At 36.1% G+C, this 17624-nt stretch carries 14 protein-coding genes and 2 pseudogenes; 8 read left to right on the top strand and 8 right to left on the bottom strand.

What is annotated here, in order from left to right:
- Positions 1–458 precede the first annotated feature (458 nt).
- The 3 genes from MOC86_RS10850 to MOC86_RS10840 all read right to left on the bottom strand — a co-directional run bounded on the left by MOC86_RS10850 (position 459) and on the right by MOC86_RS10840 (position 4151).
- Positions 459–1628, bottom strand: a complete 1170-nt coding sequence (locus MOC86_RS10850) for an MFS transporter (RefSeq protein WP_268584178.1) — start codon at positions 1626–1628, stop codon at positions 459–461.
- 195 nt (positions 1629–1823) lie between these two features.
- The gene (locus MOC86_RS10845; RefSeq protein WP_268584177.1) at positions 1824–2561 is read right to left on the bottom strand and encodes an SDR family oxidoreductase; all 738 of its coding nucleotides are present in this window, start codon (positions 2559–2561) and stop codon (positions 1824–1826) included.
- 498 nt (positions 2562–3059) lie between these two features.
- Entirely contained in the window at positions 3060–4151 is a 1092-nt protein-coding gene (locus MOC86_RS10840; RefSeq protein ID WP_268584176.1) for an alpha/beta hydrolase, read from the bottom strand.
- Positions 4152–4492: 341 nt separating this feature from the next.
- Here MOC86_RS10840 and MOC86_RS10835 point away from each other — a divergent pair.
- Both MOC86_RS10835 and MOC86_RS10830 read left to right on the top strand, forming a co-directional pair.
- Positions 4493–4873, top strand: a pseudogene (locus MOC86_RS10835) (MerR family transcriptional regulator).
- 247 nt (positions 4874–5120) lie between these two features.
- The gene (locus tag MOC86_RS10830) at positions 5121–5867 is read left to right on the top strand and encodes an SDR family oxidoreductase (protein ID WP_268584174.1); all 747 of its coding nucleotides are present in this window, start codon (positions 5121–5123) and stop codon (positions 5865–5867) included.
- Positions 5868–6076: 209 nt separating this feature from the next.
- Here MOC86_RS10830 and MOC86_RS10825 read toward each other — a convergent pair whose 3' ends face one another.
- Positions 6077–6973 (bottom strand): LysR family transcriptional regulator, encoded by an 897-nt coding sequence (locus MOC86_RS10825; protein WP_268584173.1) that lies wholly within the window; start codon positions 6971–6973, stop codon positions 6077–6079.
- A 406-nt stretch (positions 6974–7379) separates the two neighbouring features.
- Here MOC86_RS10825 and MOC86_RS10820 point away from each other — a divergent pair, with 406 nt between their 5' ends.
- Positions 7380–7628 (top strand): HPr family phosphocarrier protein, encoded by a 249-nt coding sequence (locus MOC86_RS10820; RefSeq protein ID WP_419146628.1) that lies wholly within the window; start codon positions 7380–7382, stop codon positions 7626–7628.
- 242 nt (positions 7629–7870) lie between these two features.
- Here the strand turns inward: MOC86_RS10820 and MOC86_RS10815 are convergent, their stop codons facing one another.
- A complete protein-coding gene (locus MOC86_RS10815; protein WP_326847721.1) occupies positions 7871–8170 on the bottom strand; it encodes an AraC family transcriptional regulator in 300 nt (99 codons plus the stop codon).
- A gap of 197 nt (positions 8171–8367) precedes the next feature.
- On the opposite strand from MOC86_RS10815, the gene MOC86_RS10810 reads away from it, so the two are divergent.
- The 3 genes from MOC86_RS10810 to MOC86_RS10800 all read left to right on the top strand — a co-directional run bounded on the left by MOC86_RS10810 (position 8368) and on the right by MOC86_RS10800 (position 11559).
- Positions 8368–9339, top strand: a complete 972-nt coding sequence (locus MOC86_RS10810) for an aldo/keto reductase (protein WP_268584179.1) — start codon at positions 8368–8370, stop codon at positions 9337–9339.
- A gap of 275 nt (positions 9340–9614) precedes the next feature.
- Positions 9615–10148 (top strand): sigma-70 family RNA polymerase sigma factor, encoded by a 534-nt coding sequence (locus MOC86_RS10805; protein ID WP_268584171.1) that lies wholly within the window; start codon positions 9615–9617, stop codon positions 10146–10148.
- Positions 10141–11559 (top strand): DUF4179 domain-containing protein, encoded by a 1419-nt coding sequence (locus MOC86_RS10800; protein WP_268584170.1) that lies wholly within the window; start codon positions 10141–10143, stop codon positions 11557–11559. Before MOC86_RS10805 ends, MOC86_RS10800 begins: the two co-directional genes overlap by 8 nt.
- A gap of 301 nt (positions 11560–11860) precedes the next feature.
- Here the strand turns inward: MOC86_RS10800 and MOC86_RS10795 are convergent, their stop codons facing one another.
- The 3 genes and pseudogenes from MOC86_RS10795 to MOC86_RS10785 all read right to left on the bottom strand — a co-directional run bounded on the left by MOC86_RS10795 (position 11861) and on the right by MOC86_RS10785 (position 15928).
- Positions 11861–13471: a putative polysaccharide biosynthesis protein gene (locus MOC86_RS10795; RefSeq protein WP_268584169.1), complete on the bottom strand. Its 1611-nt coding sequence runs from the start codon at positions 13469–13471 to the stop codon at positions 11861–11863.
- 745 nt (positions 13472–14216) lie between these two features.
- Positions 14217–14309 (bottom strand): annotated as a pseudogene (locus MOC86_RS10790) (tryptophan RNA-binding attenuation protein); the annotation flags it as partial.
- A 44-nt stretch (positions 14310–14353) separates the two neighbouring features.
- Entirely contained in the window at positions 14354–15928 is a 1575-nt protein-coding gene (locus MOC86_RS10785) for a tryptophan halogenase family protein (protein WP_268584167.1), read from the bottom strand.
- Between the two features lie 272 nt (positions 15929–16200).
- Here MOC86_RS10785 and MOC86_RS10780 point away from each other — a divergent pair, with 272 nt between their 5' ends.
- On the top strand, positions 16201–16830 hold the full coding sequence (locus MOC86_RS10780; protein ID WP_268584166.1) for a LysE family translocator: 630 nt from the start codon (positions 16201–16203) through the stop codon (positions 16828–16830).
- Between the two features lie 456 nt (positions 16831–17286).
- Complete coding sequence (locus tag MOC86_RS10775; protein ID WP_268584165.1) at positions 17287–17541, top strand: plasmid mobilization protein; 255 nt, start codon at positions 17287–17289, stop codon at positions 17539–17541.
- The last annotated feature ends 83 nt before the right edge of the window (positions 17542–17624 follow it).

Genomic DNA, 17624 nt, shown 5'->3' with positions numbered 1-17624 from the left:
TCAAATAAAAACAAGATCCAAGGTAAATATAGAAAAATTATGAGGGAAAAAGAGACAGAAGAAGATAAGAAACCTTATCAAATAAGTACAATATTAGCTATATCTATACTTATCCTTTTTATTGTATTAAACGTATACATTGATTGGTTCTAAAGAATATATAAAGAAAAGGGAGGTCACTACTATGCTTACAATTCTAATTATAAGTTGCTTAGTATTAAGTGTTTTAATCTGGACACATCTTCTACATTACATAATAATTTAAATAGGATTTTTTGTTATGTAATTTTACTATGTTATAACTTGTAATGTGGTTTCCCCCTGAACTTGTTTAATAATAGACTATAAGAAAAGGTTATATCCTTCTCTTTTCTTATAGAGATATTCAATCTTTTTTCTTTAATTAATTCTAAACAATAGTAAAGTAGAGGGTCTTATGGAATAGTCGAATTAGGTCCTTATTTAGAAGGTTGTTTTATAGGACTACCCATGTAGTTTCTTATTAAAATAAATACCAACCCTAATATCAACGATAGTAATCCCACTAATACAACATATTTTGTACCTAATTGTGATATAAATAAGCCACCTACAGCTGTGCCAATGGTTGTTCCTAAGTTCGCAGATGTTAAAAATAACCCATTAGCAAAATCAGGAGATTCAGGAGCTGAAGACATAATCCAATATTGATTAATATTAGCCCCTATGCCACCTAGAATTCCCCAAATTAAAGTGATAATTGCCATAGGTATGTTAAACTGTCCAAAAAAGAATAAAATGATGTAAACAACTCCTAAGACAAAAGGATATGCTACTACAGATTTGATAGCATTATTAGTAAGTAATTTCCCTGCCACCACGTTTCCCACAATATTGGCCCCTCCGTATAGGACTAACATGAAACTAATGATATTTGATGACATATTCGTAACCGTTTTTAGATACTCAGCAAGATAGCTATAAACTCCAAATATGGATGAATTTAATAAAATAACAGCAACAATAGAGACCCAGGGAATAAACTTTTTTAATACAGATAATTGTTCTCCGTAAGAAAGTCTTTCCTTAACAGGTATAGAGGGTACAAATAATAATGTGGCAATGAAGACGAGAATATTCACAATAGCAAAGAATGTCATCGCCATTTCAAGCGAGACTGTACTTGCAATAAAGCTTGCGACAGGCACACCAAGTACCATACCTGCAGATACACCAATAAGCACTTTAGCAACAGCTTTTGGAGCTTCTTCCTTCCTAACAGAGTCAGCAGCTACTGTAAATGCCAATGAACAATAAACTGGATGGAAAAATGCAGGGATTACACGAGCGATTAATACAGTTGTAAAGTTCGATGTAATAATGGAAACAATGTTACCAATAATAAAAATTCCAAGTACCAGTAACATGACTTTCTTCCGATTGATCCCCGAAAACAATAAAGGCATAGTGGGACCAGCTATTGCAACCCCCAGAGCGAAAAAACTCACTAACAATCCGGCTTTAGATACACTGATGTGAAAATGATCAGCAATGGTAGGTAATATCCCGATAATTCCCATTTCAGTATTTATAATTCCAAAAACACCTATGGTTAATATATAGATAAGCAAATTATTTCGTTTAGCCAAAAAAACAACTCCTTTCTTCAATAAAAAATCAATTGCCCCCAAAAAACTATGGGGGCAATTGATTTTAAAGGTTCATCCCAAAGAATTCAGTTAACTTCCGTTTGACAGCTTATGCATCCTCCATATTTTTTCCTCTTAGATTCATTTTTTAATTTTACTTTTCTTTAATAAAGGTTCCTTTATTCGTAACATCTATTAGTCAACTTGTTTAGTTGGGCGAATGATTATTTCGCTTACCGCAACGGTTTCAGGTGTGCTAATCGCATAAGCTACTGCATCTGCTACATCACTGGATTGTAAACCGATCGTACGCTGAAGATCCTCCACCCATTCACGTCTTTTTGGATTATTAATGGTTGTATGAAGCTCAGTGTCTACCGTTCCTGGAGAGATAAGCGTGCTGCGGATATTATTTTCACGTTCCTCTTGGCGTAAGCCTTCCATGATAGCTCGAACAGCAAACTTAGTCCCACAATAAACAGCACCTTGCTGAAAAACAACATGTCCGGCTACGGAGTCAGTCGTAACAATCTGACCAGATTGTTGTTTTTTCATAATCGGTAACACCGCAGCTATTCCATTTAAAACACCCATGATATTGACGTCTAACATTTGACGCCATTCATCAAAGCGTGTTTCTGAAAGTCGTGAATGTGGCATGACTCCAGCATTATTGAAAAGTACATCTACACGACCATATTTTTCGACTGCCAAATCGATAACTGCTTGAACATCGTCTTTATTCGTAACATCTGCAACAGCATATGAAATATCGGCATTTGGTAATGATTCAACGAGAGCTTTCAAGCGATCTTCACGACGTGCCGCAATGACTAATTTGGCTCCTTCTTCTGCCAGTCTCTTGGTGGTTGCCTCACCAATACCACTTGACGCACCCGTAATGACAACAATTTTATCTTGAATAGTAGACATTATTAGAAACATCCTTTCTTACCGTTGTATTCACCCTTTGTTAATTATTCTAGCTGTGTTTTTTGTATATAACAAATACCCATATCTCATATCAGGACATGCCCATTGAGCATTTCTAAAATAGATATACTAAAACATGATAGAGCCCGTAGAGCATCACTGACTTTCTCTCCTCCTGCAAAATCGCCAAAATTCACAGTTGTCGGGAGCTTACTAAGAAATGATCAAGTAGTTGGATTGTCCTCCATTACTGAAACCAATTCCTGATCACCAATTGTTATTTTTATTCTGGTACCTTCCCCATCGCTCTTCTCTCCTGCTTGATTTGTTCCGTTCGCAAGACATAAAATATTTCAGCTTAGAAGTGATAAATAAATTCCATCTAAGGAGTTTTATTCTATTAGACAAAAAAGTGAATCCCGACAAGATATTCGGGATTCACACAGTGGTTTCAGTACCATTGGTATGCAAAGTATTAAACGACCTTCAACACAAGCCTTATTTTTTCTTCAGATTTTCTTTGAAGAAGGACTCAAGCTTGTCAAAGGGAATTAAATTCACCCGATCGTACAGATCCACATGACCTGCGCCTGGAACAATGTAGAGTTCCTTCTGTTCGCCTGCTAGCTTGTAGGCTTCTTCGCTGAACTCTCTGGAATGAGCGTTTTCACCCGCGATGAAAAGCATTGGACGAGGAGAAATCGTCTCTATGTCCTCGAATGGGTAAAAATTCATGAATTTGACGTTGCTGGTAAGCGTCGGGTGTGTTGTAAGTTCTTCCGACGAACCTTTAGGCGTGTATTCTCCTCTTGGAGTGCGGTAGAAGTCATAAAACTCACGCTCAATGGCGGTAGAGTTTTCATTTAGTTCATGTACCGTTCCACTGGTGTATTTAGTTTTACCGCCTGTAAACTCCACATAGCGTTGCTCTGCTGCCTCTTCGAGAATCTGCTTTTTTTGCTCGAGAGTCTGCGAGTGTTTAAGTCCATTACGGTTGGCGGCACCCATGTCGTACATACTGACTGTCGCAACGGCTTTCATGCGTGGGTCGATCTTAGCTGCGCTGATGGCAAAGCTCCCACTACCACAAATTCCGAGAACTCCAATTCGATCCCTGTCAACAAACGATTGGGTACCTAGGAAATCCACCGCAGCACTGAAATCCTCGGCATAGATATCCGGTGAAACAGCGTTACGAGGCTGACCCTCACTCTCTCCCCAGAAAGACAAATCCAAGGACAACGTAACGAATCCTCGTTCAGCCATTTTTTGTGCATACAGATTCGCACTTTGTTCTTTTACTGCGCCCATAGGATGCCCGACAATGATCGCAGGATTTTTGGTGTTCTTCTTCAAACCTTTGGGAATAAAAAGATTCCCTGCTACTTTCATGTTGTATTGATTTTTAAACTCAACCTTCTTCTTGTTTACCTTGTTGCTCTTGTAAAAGTTGTCTGCTCCATTGGACATGTCCGGCTTGTATGCGATGTCGGTCGTGGATGCTGCTTCAACGCCAGTCTTAGATGTAGCGTCAACGCCTGTCTTCGATGCAAAGATGGTCGTAGTTAAAATCAAGCCCAGCGCTATCACTGTGAGTACACGCTTGGTAATAGATTTTTTTTCATTTTAAAATAACTCCTTTCTTATTTTTTTCATTGTAAAGCTTTAATAATTTGTGCTAAATGATCTTAGTTTGAATTTTCTGGAAATTTTAAGCCGAATAAAAAGATGAGATAGTAGACCCATTCACACGAAAATTATTAACTGCTCTGCTATTTATTCTAGCGTGCTCTTTGTATATATCAAATACTTATATCTTATATCAAGATATGTCTATTAGGCATTTCTTGAGCGCATATACTATAACATTATAAAGGAGGACTTTTATATGGAATTAAGAGTTTGACATTACTTTCTCATTGTTACAAAAAATGAATCTTACATTATATACCTTTTGTTATTACAACAAGGAGGGACTTACGTCTTTTGTAAAACGGGGGACCAACATAACAAGATTGTTTTAAAGAATCCGATATCAACGCCTTAAAAATAATTGAATGCCTGAAAGCCACTGGGATTCCTATTAAGGAAATTAAACATTTTATTGATTGGTGTTCTGATGGTAATTCTACGTTGCAACAAAGATATGACATGTTTATGGAACGAAAAGCTATTGTAGAAGCACGGATGGAAAAGCTAAAAAAACAATGGAAGTCATCGAGTATAAATACCGGTATTACAGGACGGCATTGGATGTCGGAACCGAAGAAATTCATAAAAACAACAAAATAGAAATCTCTATTACTAACTAAAAGAAAAAGCCACCTGTATTTTAGATGAATAAATACAGGTGGCTCTTTCTTTATTACTTCTTTATAGCTTACGCTTCCCTAAATTCAACAAATAAGATTAATTGGCACTTTGAGGCCTACGAAGATAGTTACGCTTGTAGAAGACAAATGGACTAGTTAGCTAATCTCTAACAATATTAAAATTCTCTCTTGCATTAGAGTTAACTCTACGGGGTAAACTCACCGTATATGCAAAGGAGGAACAAAGATGGCAATTGAAAACAAAGTAGTTATAATTACTGGAGCTTCATCTGGAATTGGTGAAGCAACTGCAAAATTATTGGCCAGTAAGGGTGCTAAAATTGTTTTGGGCGCTCGTCGCGAAGATAAATTAAAAGCATTGACTGAGGAAATTCAAAAAGCTGGGGGAGAAGCTACTTATCGTGTCACGGATGTTGTTAATCTAGATGATAATCAGCAGCTTGTTCAACTAGCTAAAGATACTTTTGGTAGTGTCGATGTCATCTTCTTGAACGCTGGAATCATGCCTAATTCACCACTTTCCGAATTAAAAATTGACGAGTGGAACAGTATGATTGACGTTAATATTAAAGGTGTATTGAATGGTATCGCCGCAGTATTGCCAACCTTTACATCGCAAAAGTCTGGACATATCATCACTACTTCATCAGTAGCTGGGCTTAAAGCTTATCCAGGCGGTGCAGTTTATGGCGCAACAAAGTGGGCTGTTCGTGATTTAATGGAAGTGTTGCGCATGGAATCTGCACAAGAAGGTACTAACATCCGCACAGCAACGATTTATCCAGCAGCGATCAACACGGAATTGTTGGATATGATTACAGATAAAAATACTTCAGAAGGTATGACTGCGTTGTACGAACAATACGGTATCACATCTAATCGGGTTGCCAATGTTGTGGCATTCGCGATTGATCAACCAGAAGATACGAACGTTAATGAGTTTACAATTGGACCCACAAGTCAACCTTGGTAATAGTTACAATAGAAGATAAAACTAAAATCTATCCATTTTCTAAAGTTTAGGCTGTCGAGAAGACCTCGACAGCCTTTTTATTTCTTCTTGAAGCACTACTTAATAAGATAAACGTTATAATGATTAGATTAATTTGAATTATAAAACAAGAGGAATACACTATAATAAATAACTTCTAATATATTTGTGAAATTTTCCTATACATCTGATTAAGCATTCGAAAATTTCTCCTGCATTTTTTTAAAGAACATATCAGCAGCAACGGAAAAAACCTGATGCTTTTTCCAAACAATATTTAAGCCAGATTCAAGTCTTGGCTCTAGAGGTTTAAAACAAAGGTTACTATCACTAGATGTATTCACTATTTTATCAAGAGTTATAGCATAACCAATGCCTTCTTCAACCATAATAGCAGCATTATACGCAAGATTGTATGTAGTGACAACATTTAATTTATCAAAATCTTCTCCAAACCAATCCGCGAATTCATTTTTTGAATATGTCTGTTTCATAGCCTGTCGTGAACAGATTAGTGGAACATTTAATAAATCCATTGCTTGAATGGTATTTTTGACGGCAAGAGGACTGTCTTTCCTCATTACAACTCCCCAAACATCTTTGGTTGGGATATTAACATAATTGTACTTTGATAAATCTGCAGGTTGAATTAAAATACCAAAGTCAAGCAATCCCCTGTCAAGCCGATCAGTCACATCTTCTTCGTTTCCACTGTAGAGGTGATACCGTATATTGGGGTAACTTAACTGTAAGTCTTTTACTACTCTTGCAATCTGTTTCATGGCGTCTGTTTCCCCACCACCTATATAAACATCACCACTTACCGTTTCTTCCATAGAACCAAATTCTGCCTCTACTTTATCGACCATATGAACGATTTCTTCAGCTCTCTTTCGCAGGAGCATTCCTTCATCTGTGAGAATGATACTGTGACTACTGCGAACAAATAGTTTTTTCCCTAACTCTTGTTCCAGTTCTTTTAATTGTCTTGATAAGGTTGGCTGAGTAACATGCAGAAAATCAGCAGCCCTGGTGATGTTTCCTTCCCTTGCAACTGTAAGAAAATAACGCAACACTCTTAATTCCATAAATGACTCCTCCTTATTATTGTTTTAGTATATATGATCTAGAAATGCTCGTAAAGCATATCTAGATATAAGATATAAGTATTAGCTATATACAAAAAGCACGATAGAATAAATAACAAAGGCGGTAATATGGTGGCCTATATCACAAAAGAAAATGCTCTAATTATCCGAATTTAAGTGGAAATGAGGTAATGAATACTCCGGCTATCTCATTTTTTTATTCGTTCTTATTGGAAAAAAACATGTCCATGAAGAATATTTAAAACAGATTATTAAAGCTGTGGAATGAATAAACAACGAATCGCGTTCATTTAACCATGGCATTCATTCTGTTTCTATTTGTAATTAGAAACGGGTGTTGAATAAGCCAACAATGTGGACAGGAATAAGGGGAGAACATATGTTAATGAAGAATATTATCGTTCAACTACCACGAGGACTTCAAGCGAGACATACAGCTTTATTTGTACGCAAAGTGGCCTCATTTAAAAGTAAAGTTATTATTTTCAAAGATGGAAAAAGCGCAAGTGGCAAAGATATCATGGGAATTATGGATTTAGTCGTCGGTGAAGGGGATGAAATTACATTACTGGTAGATGGGTGTGATGAACAAGTAGCAATAGAAACCTTAAAAAAATATCTTTCAAACCTTTAAGGTACGAGGTTTCTTATATTGAAGAAGTATAAGTGGGGAATAATGTTATGGGTATTAGCATTGTTCATCGAATGGTCTTATCACTTCCTGAATTATGAAAGAGAGATTGTTAAGAACTTCGCAGACAAACTCTTCTCGTATCCACTTCCTCTTAAAACGGAAATCGCAGATAAAGGTTTTGACTATGAAGTTTTAGATGGAGAAGGCTTTGGGTGGAGCAAAGATCAACCCATGGTCGTTGCTTACATAAAGCTATCATCTGAAGCTTTGATAACTTGACCTGTTACTGGTAAGTCAACAGATGCCACAATATATTTACCAGGGCAAAATCGAAAGAGTTCCTCTCCCAACCATACCTCCTTCTCTCCTTGTAAGATAAGACAAAAAGAAGGCTCATTAACCCTCGAGATAGGTTCGGTAGTAATGGATTCACGGATGAGAAATAAAGATGGAATAGAGGTAGCGTGAACACCGTCCCGACCTGCGTATCGCTCAATAAGTTTGCAAATCTCCTGTTGCTGTTTGTAGATTTCCTCAGACATATGTTATTCTCCTTTTCCTACACCTTCGACACATTCATTCTACTTGACACTTATAAAGATAGAAAGAGTATTGAGAGAATTAGGCAAAAACTTGATACTTATAGGTTAAAGGTTTCTTTATTATCTATGAGATAATAGGTGAAGATAAATTGAATTGAAACTAAAAACGCTCATAAAAGAAAGTGAGGCGTAATCAAATGGAATATGTGAAACTTGGAAATACAGGATTGGATGTATCTAAGTTTTGTCTTGGCTGTATGAGTTTTGGTGATGCAGAAAAATGGATTCATCAATGGGTACTTAATGAAGAACAAAGTCGCTCTATTATAAAAAAAGCACTTGATCTCGGAATCAATTTTTTTGATACGGCGAATGTGTATTCAATGGGAACCAGCGAGGAGTTTCTTGGACGAGCTCTAAAGGATTATGCCAATCGTGATGAAGTGGTCATTGCAACTAAGGTACACCAAAAAATGCATGAAGGACCTAATGGCGCTGGTCTTTCCCGAAAAGCCATCATGAGCGAAATTGATAAGAGTCTGAAACATCTTGGAACCAATTATGTAGACCTTTATATTATCCACCGTTGGGATTACAATACGCCTATTGAAGAAACAATGGAAGCACTACATGACGTTGTGAAGGCCGGGAAAGCAAGATACATTGGTGCTTCTGCCATGTACGCATGGCAATTTCAAAAGGCGTTACATGTAGCAGAGAAAAATGGATGGACAAGATTTGTCTCTATGCAGAATCATTTAAATCTTTTATACCGTGAAGAGGAAAGAGAAATGTTGCCCCTTTGTAGGGAAGAAAAAATCGGGGTGACTCCGTATAGTCCACTTGCATCAGGGAGGTTAACTCGTGATTGGTCTGAAACCACACAACGTTCTGAAACCGATCAAGTTCAAAAATCTAAATATGATGCAACGGCTGATGCTGACCGATTAGTTGTAGAGCGAGTCGCAGCAATCGCAGAAAAACGTGGTGTTCCTCGTATTCATATTGCTCTGGCTTGGCTATTACAAAAAGAACCCGTAACTGCTCCGATTATCGGTGCGACGAAAATCTCTCATATCGAAGGTGCTGTAGGTTCTTTATCCGTTAAGTTAACCCCTGAAGAAATTGCCTTTCTCGAAGATCCATACGTACCACAAGGTCATAATTAATTGTTTTCCGATAGTATGGAGTTAAACCTAATTTTCTATAGCAGGAAGATTAGGTTTTTCTTCTATCTCTCTGAGCACCCTATGTCTTGAAAAAAACTATCAACAATTCTTTAGTTGACATAAAATGTATTATCAGAAATTGACAATTTCACATGTTCCTCCCATTCCTCAAGTCTTTTCCTCAATGATGTCTTATATCTGTATTAAAAATAAATTAATTATTTGAAACTTTTTTCAGACATTTCTTCCACTAATAATTTGAAGGGAGTTGTGAGATGAAGGATCAGAATTACAAGTTAATTAAAAAAGCCATAAAAGGAAATAAAAGTGCTTTTGAACAATTAATTAAACAACATTATAAACAAATCTATCGTACAGCTTTTCTATATGTACATAATCAGGAAGATGCTTTAGATATTGTTCAAGAATCAACTTATCAGGCTTTAATATCTATTCACACATTAAAGAATCCTAAGTATTTCATGACGTGGTTTACTAAGATTGTTATCCGATGTTCAGGACAATTGCTTACAAAAAGGAAAAATGTTGTCCCTTTAACAGAAGACATTTTATCTAGTTTTAAATCTAACAATGATTATATAAATGAGGATTCCTTGTTGCTTATGGATGTCATAGGGGAACTGAAAGAGGGCTATCGAACAACGCTTATACTTTTTTATTACTATGATTATTCCATTAAAACGATCAGTGAAATGATGGAGATACCTGAAGGGACTGTAAAGACTTATTTAAGCAGAGGTAAAGCTGCTCTTAAAAAAAACTTTGAAAAGGGGAGGAGCCATGGATAATAAGGAAATAAAATATATTATAGATCAAATAGATGTTCCAAAAGAGGAAGTTCTAAATGCTATTGATAGGGGAATAAAACAAAGTAATCAAACGGAAATAAAACGTCATTCTTCAAAGAAGAAGTTATTGATTAGTAGCATTGTGGCTGCTTCAGTATTGGGAATAACCCTTTCCTCTGGTTTTGTAAATCCAAATATGAATCGAGTATTGGCTGGGGCGCCTTTTATTGGGGGAATATACGAAGAGTTTGGGGATAAAATGGGAATGCATCTAGCTCAGCAGAACTTGGTAACTGAACTGGATCAAACCATAACCAAGAATGGTGTAACAGTTAAACTAAATAATGCATATTTTGATAACGATGTTGTTTCAATAACAGGACATGTAAGTGGTAACTTGGATGAAGGAAAAAATGAAAAAGGTGAAGTAAGTTTCGATGTGAATTTTGAAAACAATACAGGGGATAATGATCCTTGGTTAAATGGTAAGTCGACTAATATTAAAAACACAGGAAATGGATATGATTTTCAATGGAAGTTATCATACCCTTATAAAACGATACAAGATGACTTCACTCTGCCTATATCCATTCATTATATTAATGGGATTAAAGGAGATTGGAATTTTAATATCCCAATTACACAAATAAAAAATAAGACTCTAACAATTAATCATTCGGAATCATATCAAGACGAGGGAATTCAAATAAATATAAATGAAATGAAGCAAGCAAAAGCATCTTCTACTTTGGTATTTGAAACTGTTTCGAATTATAAAGACGATCAAATAGACATTGAAAAAGCAAAGGACGAAAAAGGAAATGTATTATTTAATTACGCAAATAATACTAGGCTTTCTCAATCCAAAGAAGACGATGGCTACCATCTTTCTTTACATAAAACTATAAATAAGATAGATGAGGATGCACAATCTATTACATTCTATCCGTTTATGTCTATATCTGACTCACCCGTTCAACAATTGCTCAATTCCTCATCATTTATATTAGACAGTAAACGTACAGACTTAGCGATTAAGGTGAATAATATTACTAAAGAAGACGACAAATTAATTCTCGATTATCAATTTCAAGGATTTGAAGGGGAAATAAGCAACCATCGATTGGATTTACTGCTCAATAATTTATCTTATGCATTCACCTTAATTGATAAAAATTATGTTGATAAAATTGATTCAGAAAATCCTGTTCCACCGGAAAATCATAGTTTATCAAGAAACGAAGTAAAATTAATTGATAAAAAGACCTATCAGTTTCAATCTGTTTTTCATTTAAATGGAGAGAATAAAATTGAAAACTTCTCATTACAAGATACCGTCTTACAATTTGACTTTTCTAGTTTTATTAAAACCAAGGAATTAGCACCGTTTACTGTTGATTTACCAAAATAACGTTAGGAATACGAAACAACTATCCTTATTCCATAAAAAAAGCCTAATTTTCTCTATTTTACGAGTTAATTAGGCTTTTTTAAATGAAAAATCTCTTAGCGTTATAAATCCGCATTTTCCTGACGCTATCCCTTACAAAAGAAAATTCCTGTATTGTATCCCCCATGCATTTTTAGTTAACATAACACCGTTTATCAGAAGTAAAAAAGCTTAAAACCATTGGATGACAAAGGTTTTAAGCTTTTTATTTTTCCCTTGGTTATACTTTTATGGACAATATAATTGTTATTAAACTTTTATACTAATGACCTGAACTAATTGATTTCCTTCTCTTGAAGATTTTCTCTAATCTGCTTCTGCTTACCACACTAAACAACGTATGGTTTTTATAGGCCATAAATAAGTATATAATCCCTCCCACTAAGCTGCTTATAACAAGAATACACGCTTGAGGTAGATAGCTTTTATAAGCAGTTGAAATTACGCCAAAGGGTAACAATATAATCATCATAATTAAGGTTTGGACGAGAATGCTTTTTAATATTTTAAAGTTCTTTAACCAATCATAGTGTACATATTTCTGTATTAATATCATTTGTATAACTAATGTAATTCCCAGACCTAGATAGGTTGAAACAGCCGTTCCTTCTCCTCCTAATGAAGATACTAGAGGAATATTACATAGAAGTTTAACTACAATACCACCTAATAAACTGTATACGACCCATCTTTGTTGATTGATTCCTTGTAAGATAGCAGCCGTAATGGAGAACACGGAATAAAAAAGTGGTGTAAATGAATACCAAAGAAGAAGACTGCCTCCACTCTCTAGATTAGTAATCCCATATACGGAGGCGAATATAGGTGTTGATAGCATAACTAATGCACCGATAGATGGGAGTGTAAAAAACATCAATACTTTAAAAGATTGATTGATGTGATTTTTCACCTCATCCATCCGTTTTCCCTCGTACGATTTTGTTATATAGGCGACTAAGGAAACGCTAAATGCTGTTGCAAGTGCAACAGGGATTACCACAATCTTTTGCACCAAGGATATTAAAGCATTACTCGTCTCAGCTTCACCTAAAGAAAAACCTTTATTAACCAGAATGTTGTTTACCATAAACGTATCAATACTTTGAAATAAAGGTATAGATACACCTACGAAGATAAAGGGGATTGCGTAAGTAATGAGCTCCTTATATAGTTTTTTATAAGAGACGGATTTCTTGATTTTAGTTAATCCATAATCTCCTTTATATAGGAAAACAAAAACAATGATCAAAGCACTTAACCCTGAAATGAAGGAAGAAAGAGTAGCTAAACCTACTGCCTTAACAGGAGATTGATGCAATACATATAAGGTTATGTATGTACCTAAAAGGATAATAAGAATACGAATAATTTGTTCTATAACTTGTGATATAGAAGTAGGTGCCATTTGTTGAAACCCTTGCATAAACCCCCGGATCAATGCTAAAAGTGGAACGATGATCAAGGAATAACTTATCATTTTAATCACATAAACTACATCTTCTATAGAATTTCCCGAGTTATCCTGAGGATCTATGAGCCATCCTGCAACGACATGGGCACCTGAATATAGAACAAGAAAAGATAAGGTTCCTAATACCAACATGATAATAATGCCTGATCGCAGTAAAGCATTAATAATATGGAAGTCCCCTTTTTCTCTATATTTTGATACAAATTTGGCTACAGCATTAGGAATGCCTAGGGTAGCTAATGATAGTAGAATAATGTAAGGTTTATAAGCATATTCGAATAAGATATATTTCCCTTCCCCTAGCATGGCTACAAAAGGAATAACATAAATGAAACCAAAAATTTTCACAACAAATGCTGCTATGGTTAACATGTAAGTGCCTCTTAAGAAGGTATTATTCATTTAAAGTTCCTCTCTAATTCTATATAGTTAATTATCTATTAATTTCCATTTTCAAATTATACACTTTTACCTTTTATTTTTATATAGAATTACTTATCAATACTAAAAAAAGCCTTATATATTTCCAAGGCTTTAGAGTTGACATAATGTAAGGTATAGGAATTTTGTGACTTCTGCTTTTCAAAGGTAACACTTGATGAACTAATTAAGGGTGATCCGGTATTTCAAAAAAAAATAGCAATTGATGAACAAAAGAAGTTAGGTAATGATTTATCTGATCCTGGTTTCTACTTAGGGATTATATTAGTGTTTGTTGGACTCTTTCTAGATTTAGGTACCTTTTCAGCCGGTGTTACGATATTGGGACTTCTAACGATGTGCTTTTATGATGATTTTAAGAAGATGTTTTGGAGTATAAAGCGAGATTTTAAAGAAGAGAAATAAATGTAAAAAGGCTTTAAGAAGGATTAAAGCCTTTTTTTAGTGCCTATAACAATCATTATGTTAACTAATTTTGTATATCATATTCATTAAAAAAAGAGAGAGTTGGAGGTATCTTTCTCTTTAAAATGACTCAATATCGGTGATTTATGGAATTTCTCTTTATTATATGCTTTGTACTCGGCGTTGTTATCATTTCTACCTATAATGGATTTTATGGTAACAAAAGAGAGGTTGGGCATCTTTTAGGTACCCAACCTTTTTCAAGTTTCTGTTGACTAGTTGAAACAAAAGCTACATTTTTTTATTCACTCGTGTGCTTTTTTATAAAATGAAGGAGAGTGTTTTCTTGAGCAGTTAAAATAACTCCCTTTCCAGTACATTTTTTGCAAGGTAATCTGCTGTTGTTATAACTATAAATCAATCCTCTATGATGTCTCGTTATACGCCTACACGGTGTAGCTTCTTTAAGTATTCGTAGGTTGAAGGTAGTTTGTTCTTTAGTTCAGCAGTTTCTTTCTTCAGTGCAGAAAACATTTTCTTCGCCTCCTCAATCGTCTCGGGACGATATTGCAATTTAGGTAGTGGGTTATCTGGTAGCCAACCCATGCCAGCAAACATGTTGTAATAATTACTATTGGTCCAGAAATTACGAAACTCGATCTCGAAATTACCGTAATAAGATGATGCATCGGTAGTAGGAGGCATATTGACAACAAGTCCAGCTTTGTAGGTCTCTAATTTATGCTTAAGTGAATCCGATAATTGCAAATCATGTTTATTAGCGCGCCAGAATGGCGTGTCATCACGTGAGGTAGTAAAGTAGTGCGTTTGGATGAAGTCCCGACAATCATCAAACATCTCCTCAATCTCTTCGTTGAAGCGCGCAATTAGAGTAGGATTGAAATCCTTGTCCGGAAAATGCTTGACTAATTGATAGATTGCCGCATAAATAAAATATAGACCTGTAGATTCAAGCGGTTCAAGGAAACATGATGACGTACCAATAGACACGCAGTTCTTCACCCAGGAACGGCGATTGCGTCCGGTTCGAAACTTGATTTGATTCAGCTTTATCTCATTCGGATCCAGATCCCATAGTTTGATGAACTCTTCAGTCGCCTCATCGCGCGAGACAAATTTGCTGGAAAAAACATAACCTGAACCGAAACGGCCAAGCATAGGAATTTTCCAAGTCCAACCGTGCTTCATCGCAATTGCCGAGGTGTAAGGCTCTATCCCATTATGCTCGTCATCGTGTGGAATGTTTGCAGCCACCGCACTGTCGCAGAGGAGCTGGTCGCTCATATCAATAAACGGCTCCTTTAATGCTTGATTGATAAGTAGACCGCGGAAACCAGAACAATCTATGAACAGATCAGCCTCATAGCGACCACCTTTGTGTGTGGTAAGCGCGGCGATGTTCCCATCTGGCTTTAGTTCTACATGCTCAACTTCGTCCACAACATGATTGACTCCCCAGCCAACCGAAAGTTCGCGGAGATAATCCGCCACCAAATGGGCGTCGAAATGCCATGCGTGACTCATAGCTTGGGTACCATCTAACATATATGGTGAAAGTTTTTCATCGAGTAGCGGCGCAGCACTATAGCAGGCGTACTGCATCGGCTCGATGTCATTTTTTTCACGCTGACGATGCAGCCAATAATGTGTAAGTGGTATATTATCGACATTAGGAACCTGACCAAAAAGGTGGTAAAAGTAATTGTTACCTGCGGTATCAGGTTCCTTATTCCAGTTAATGAATTTTATTCCACACTTGAAAGACGCATTGCAGCGTCGCATCCACTCCTCCTCGGGTATACCTAAGAAGTCAAAGAACACCTTCTGTAGATTGGGTATGGTCGCCTCACCAACACCAAGTTTTGGAATGGTATCAGCCTCAATGAGAGTTATGTTAAGTTGACTGCCAAAAGCCTTAGATATGTAGGAAGCGGTCATCCACCCTGCGGAACCTCCACCAACTATGACAACATCACGAATAGCTTTTCCCATAAAACACCTCCAAATTTAGTGAACCTCCGAATACTCACCTTGCCACAAATACCTTTTTGGTTTAATTAAACTTATATGGTTGATTTTAACTATAACAAACATTTAATATAAAAATAAACCCTACAAATTTCCCGGTTCTGAATTTAACTGTGTTGATTTTTCTACTAATAAACCTATTTTCTCATTCAAATCTATCTTTAGTTCTTGCTTTCTTGATATAAAAAGTTGTTTTATAATGGCGTAAATATTTTGTTTAATAGGAGGAGTTTTTAATGGATTTAACATTAGTTTTATCTTTTTTAGGAGTGGCAATAGTTCTTACTTTAATGCCTGGTCCAGATATTCTGTTTGTCATTGCCCAAAGTATTTCACAAAGTAAAAAAGCAGGAATAGTAACCGCCCTAGGACTTTGTTCAGGATTAATGGTACATATCACTGCCGCTGTATGTGGGATTTCAACAATCATTTATCAATCAGCATTAGCTTTTGCAGTAGTAAAATATGCTGGCGCGGCCTACCTATTATTCTTAGCTTGGCAGTCATTCAGAGAAAAGGAATCTGACTTCATGGTCAGAAAAAATGGTCAGAAATCTTTAGAGTATAGATCATTGTATAAAAAGGGAATTTTCATGAATATCTTAAATCCCAAAGTTTCGTTATTCTTTCTTGCGTTATTACCCCAGTTTGTTGATAAATCTTTGGGGCATGTATCGCTACAAATGCTCATTTTAGGGATAACCGCTATGTGTCAGGCTTTAGTTATTTTTATTGGAATCAGTATATTTTCTGATAAGGTGCGTGACTTATTACTACACAATCTATTTATAGCCAAGAGAATGAACGTTATAAAAGGTTTATTGCTTGCCTTTATTGGATTACAGATTGCATTTAGTGAAAAGTAAGTAATACTTATGTTTTTTTGAATCGACTATAATTCTACTAAAGAAACCAGTTTTCTTCACTCAAAAAAAATGAAAATTTACATTTTTTTAACATTTTAAGGTAGTTTTTTCTTCATTGGGGATATGATTTATGTCCTTTAAAGTAGGTTGGGCGTCTTTTGGGTACCTAATTTTAAAGGTTGGATACCTAAAGGACGCCCAACCTTAAGAACAGATAAGAATTTGGTTTTTTTATGTGAATCCCGAAGAGATTCCAACATGAATTTGGGTAACGCCCAAAGGGTTTAACTCCCCCTTTTAAGAGGGCTGGGGGGTGTCATGCAACGCATGACCAAGCGGAAAATGGGTACCATTTGAGCAACTTACCAACCCTCCAGTAATGTTGATATACTCGGAGTAAGTACGATCGAGTATATGCATTACGTCACCTGTAAGGTGAAAGGAGGGGCGGTTGTTTTGAGCGAGAACCGAAATGAGAGACGACAGATCAAATTTCGTGTGAGCGATGACGAATTTGAAAGACTGGAGCAGATGGCGACAGAGTTTCAAATGAGTGTGCCGAAATTCTGTAAGATGAAGGCACAAGGGGCGAGGATGCGACCTCCGAAGATTGATCGAGAGGGAGCGTTCGAGGTCGCCCGTCAATTGCGGGTTCTGGTGCAAAAACCTATTCCTAGAGACATAGAGAACCAGTTTCCTTTAAGTTGCTAACTTATGAAGCTAATCCAAACAGTTGATGGATGAATTCTTTTTGATTTTGGACAGATGTCACCCTTTGATATTATCCCTCTTAG

This window comes from Priestia endophytica (assembly GCF_026790145.1).
GTDB classification, from domain to species: domain Bacteria; phylum Bacillota; class Bacilli; order Bacillales; family Bacillaceae_H; genus Bacillus_I; species Bacillus_I endophytica_A.
This window is presented reverse-complemented; position numbering and strand designations above follow the sequence as displayed.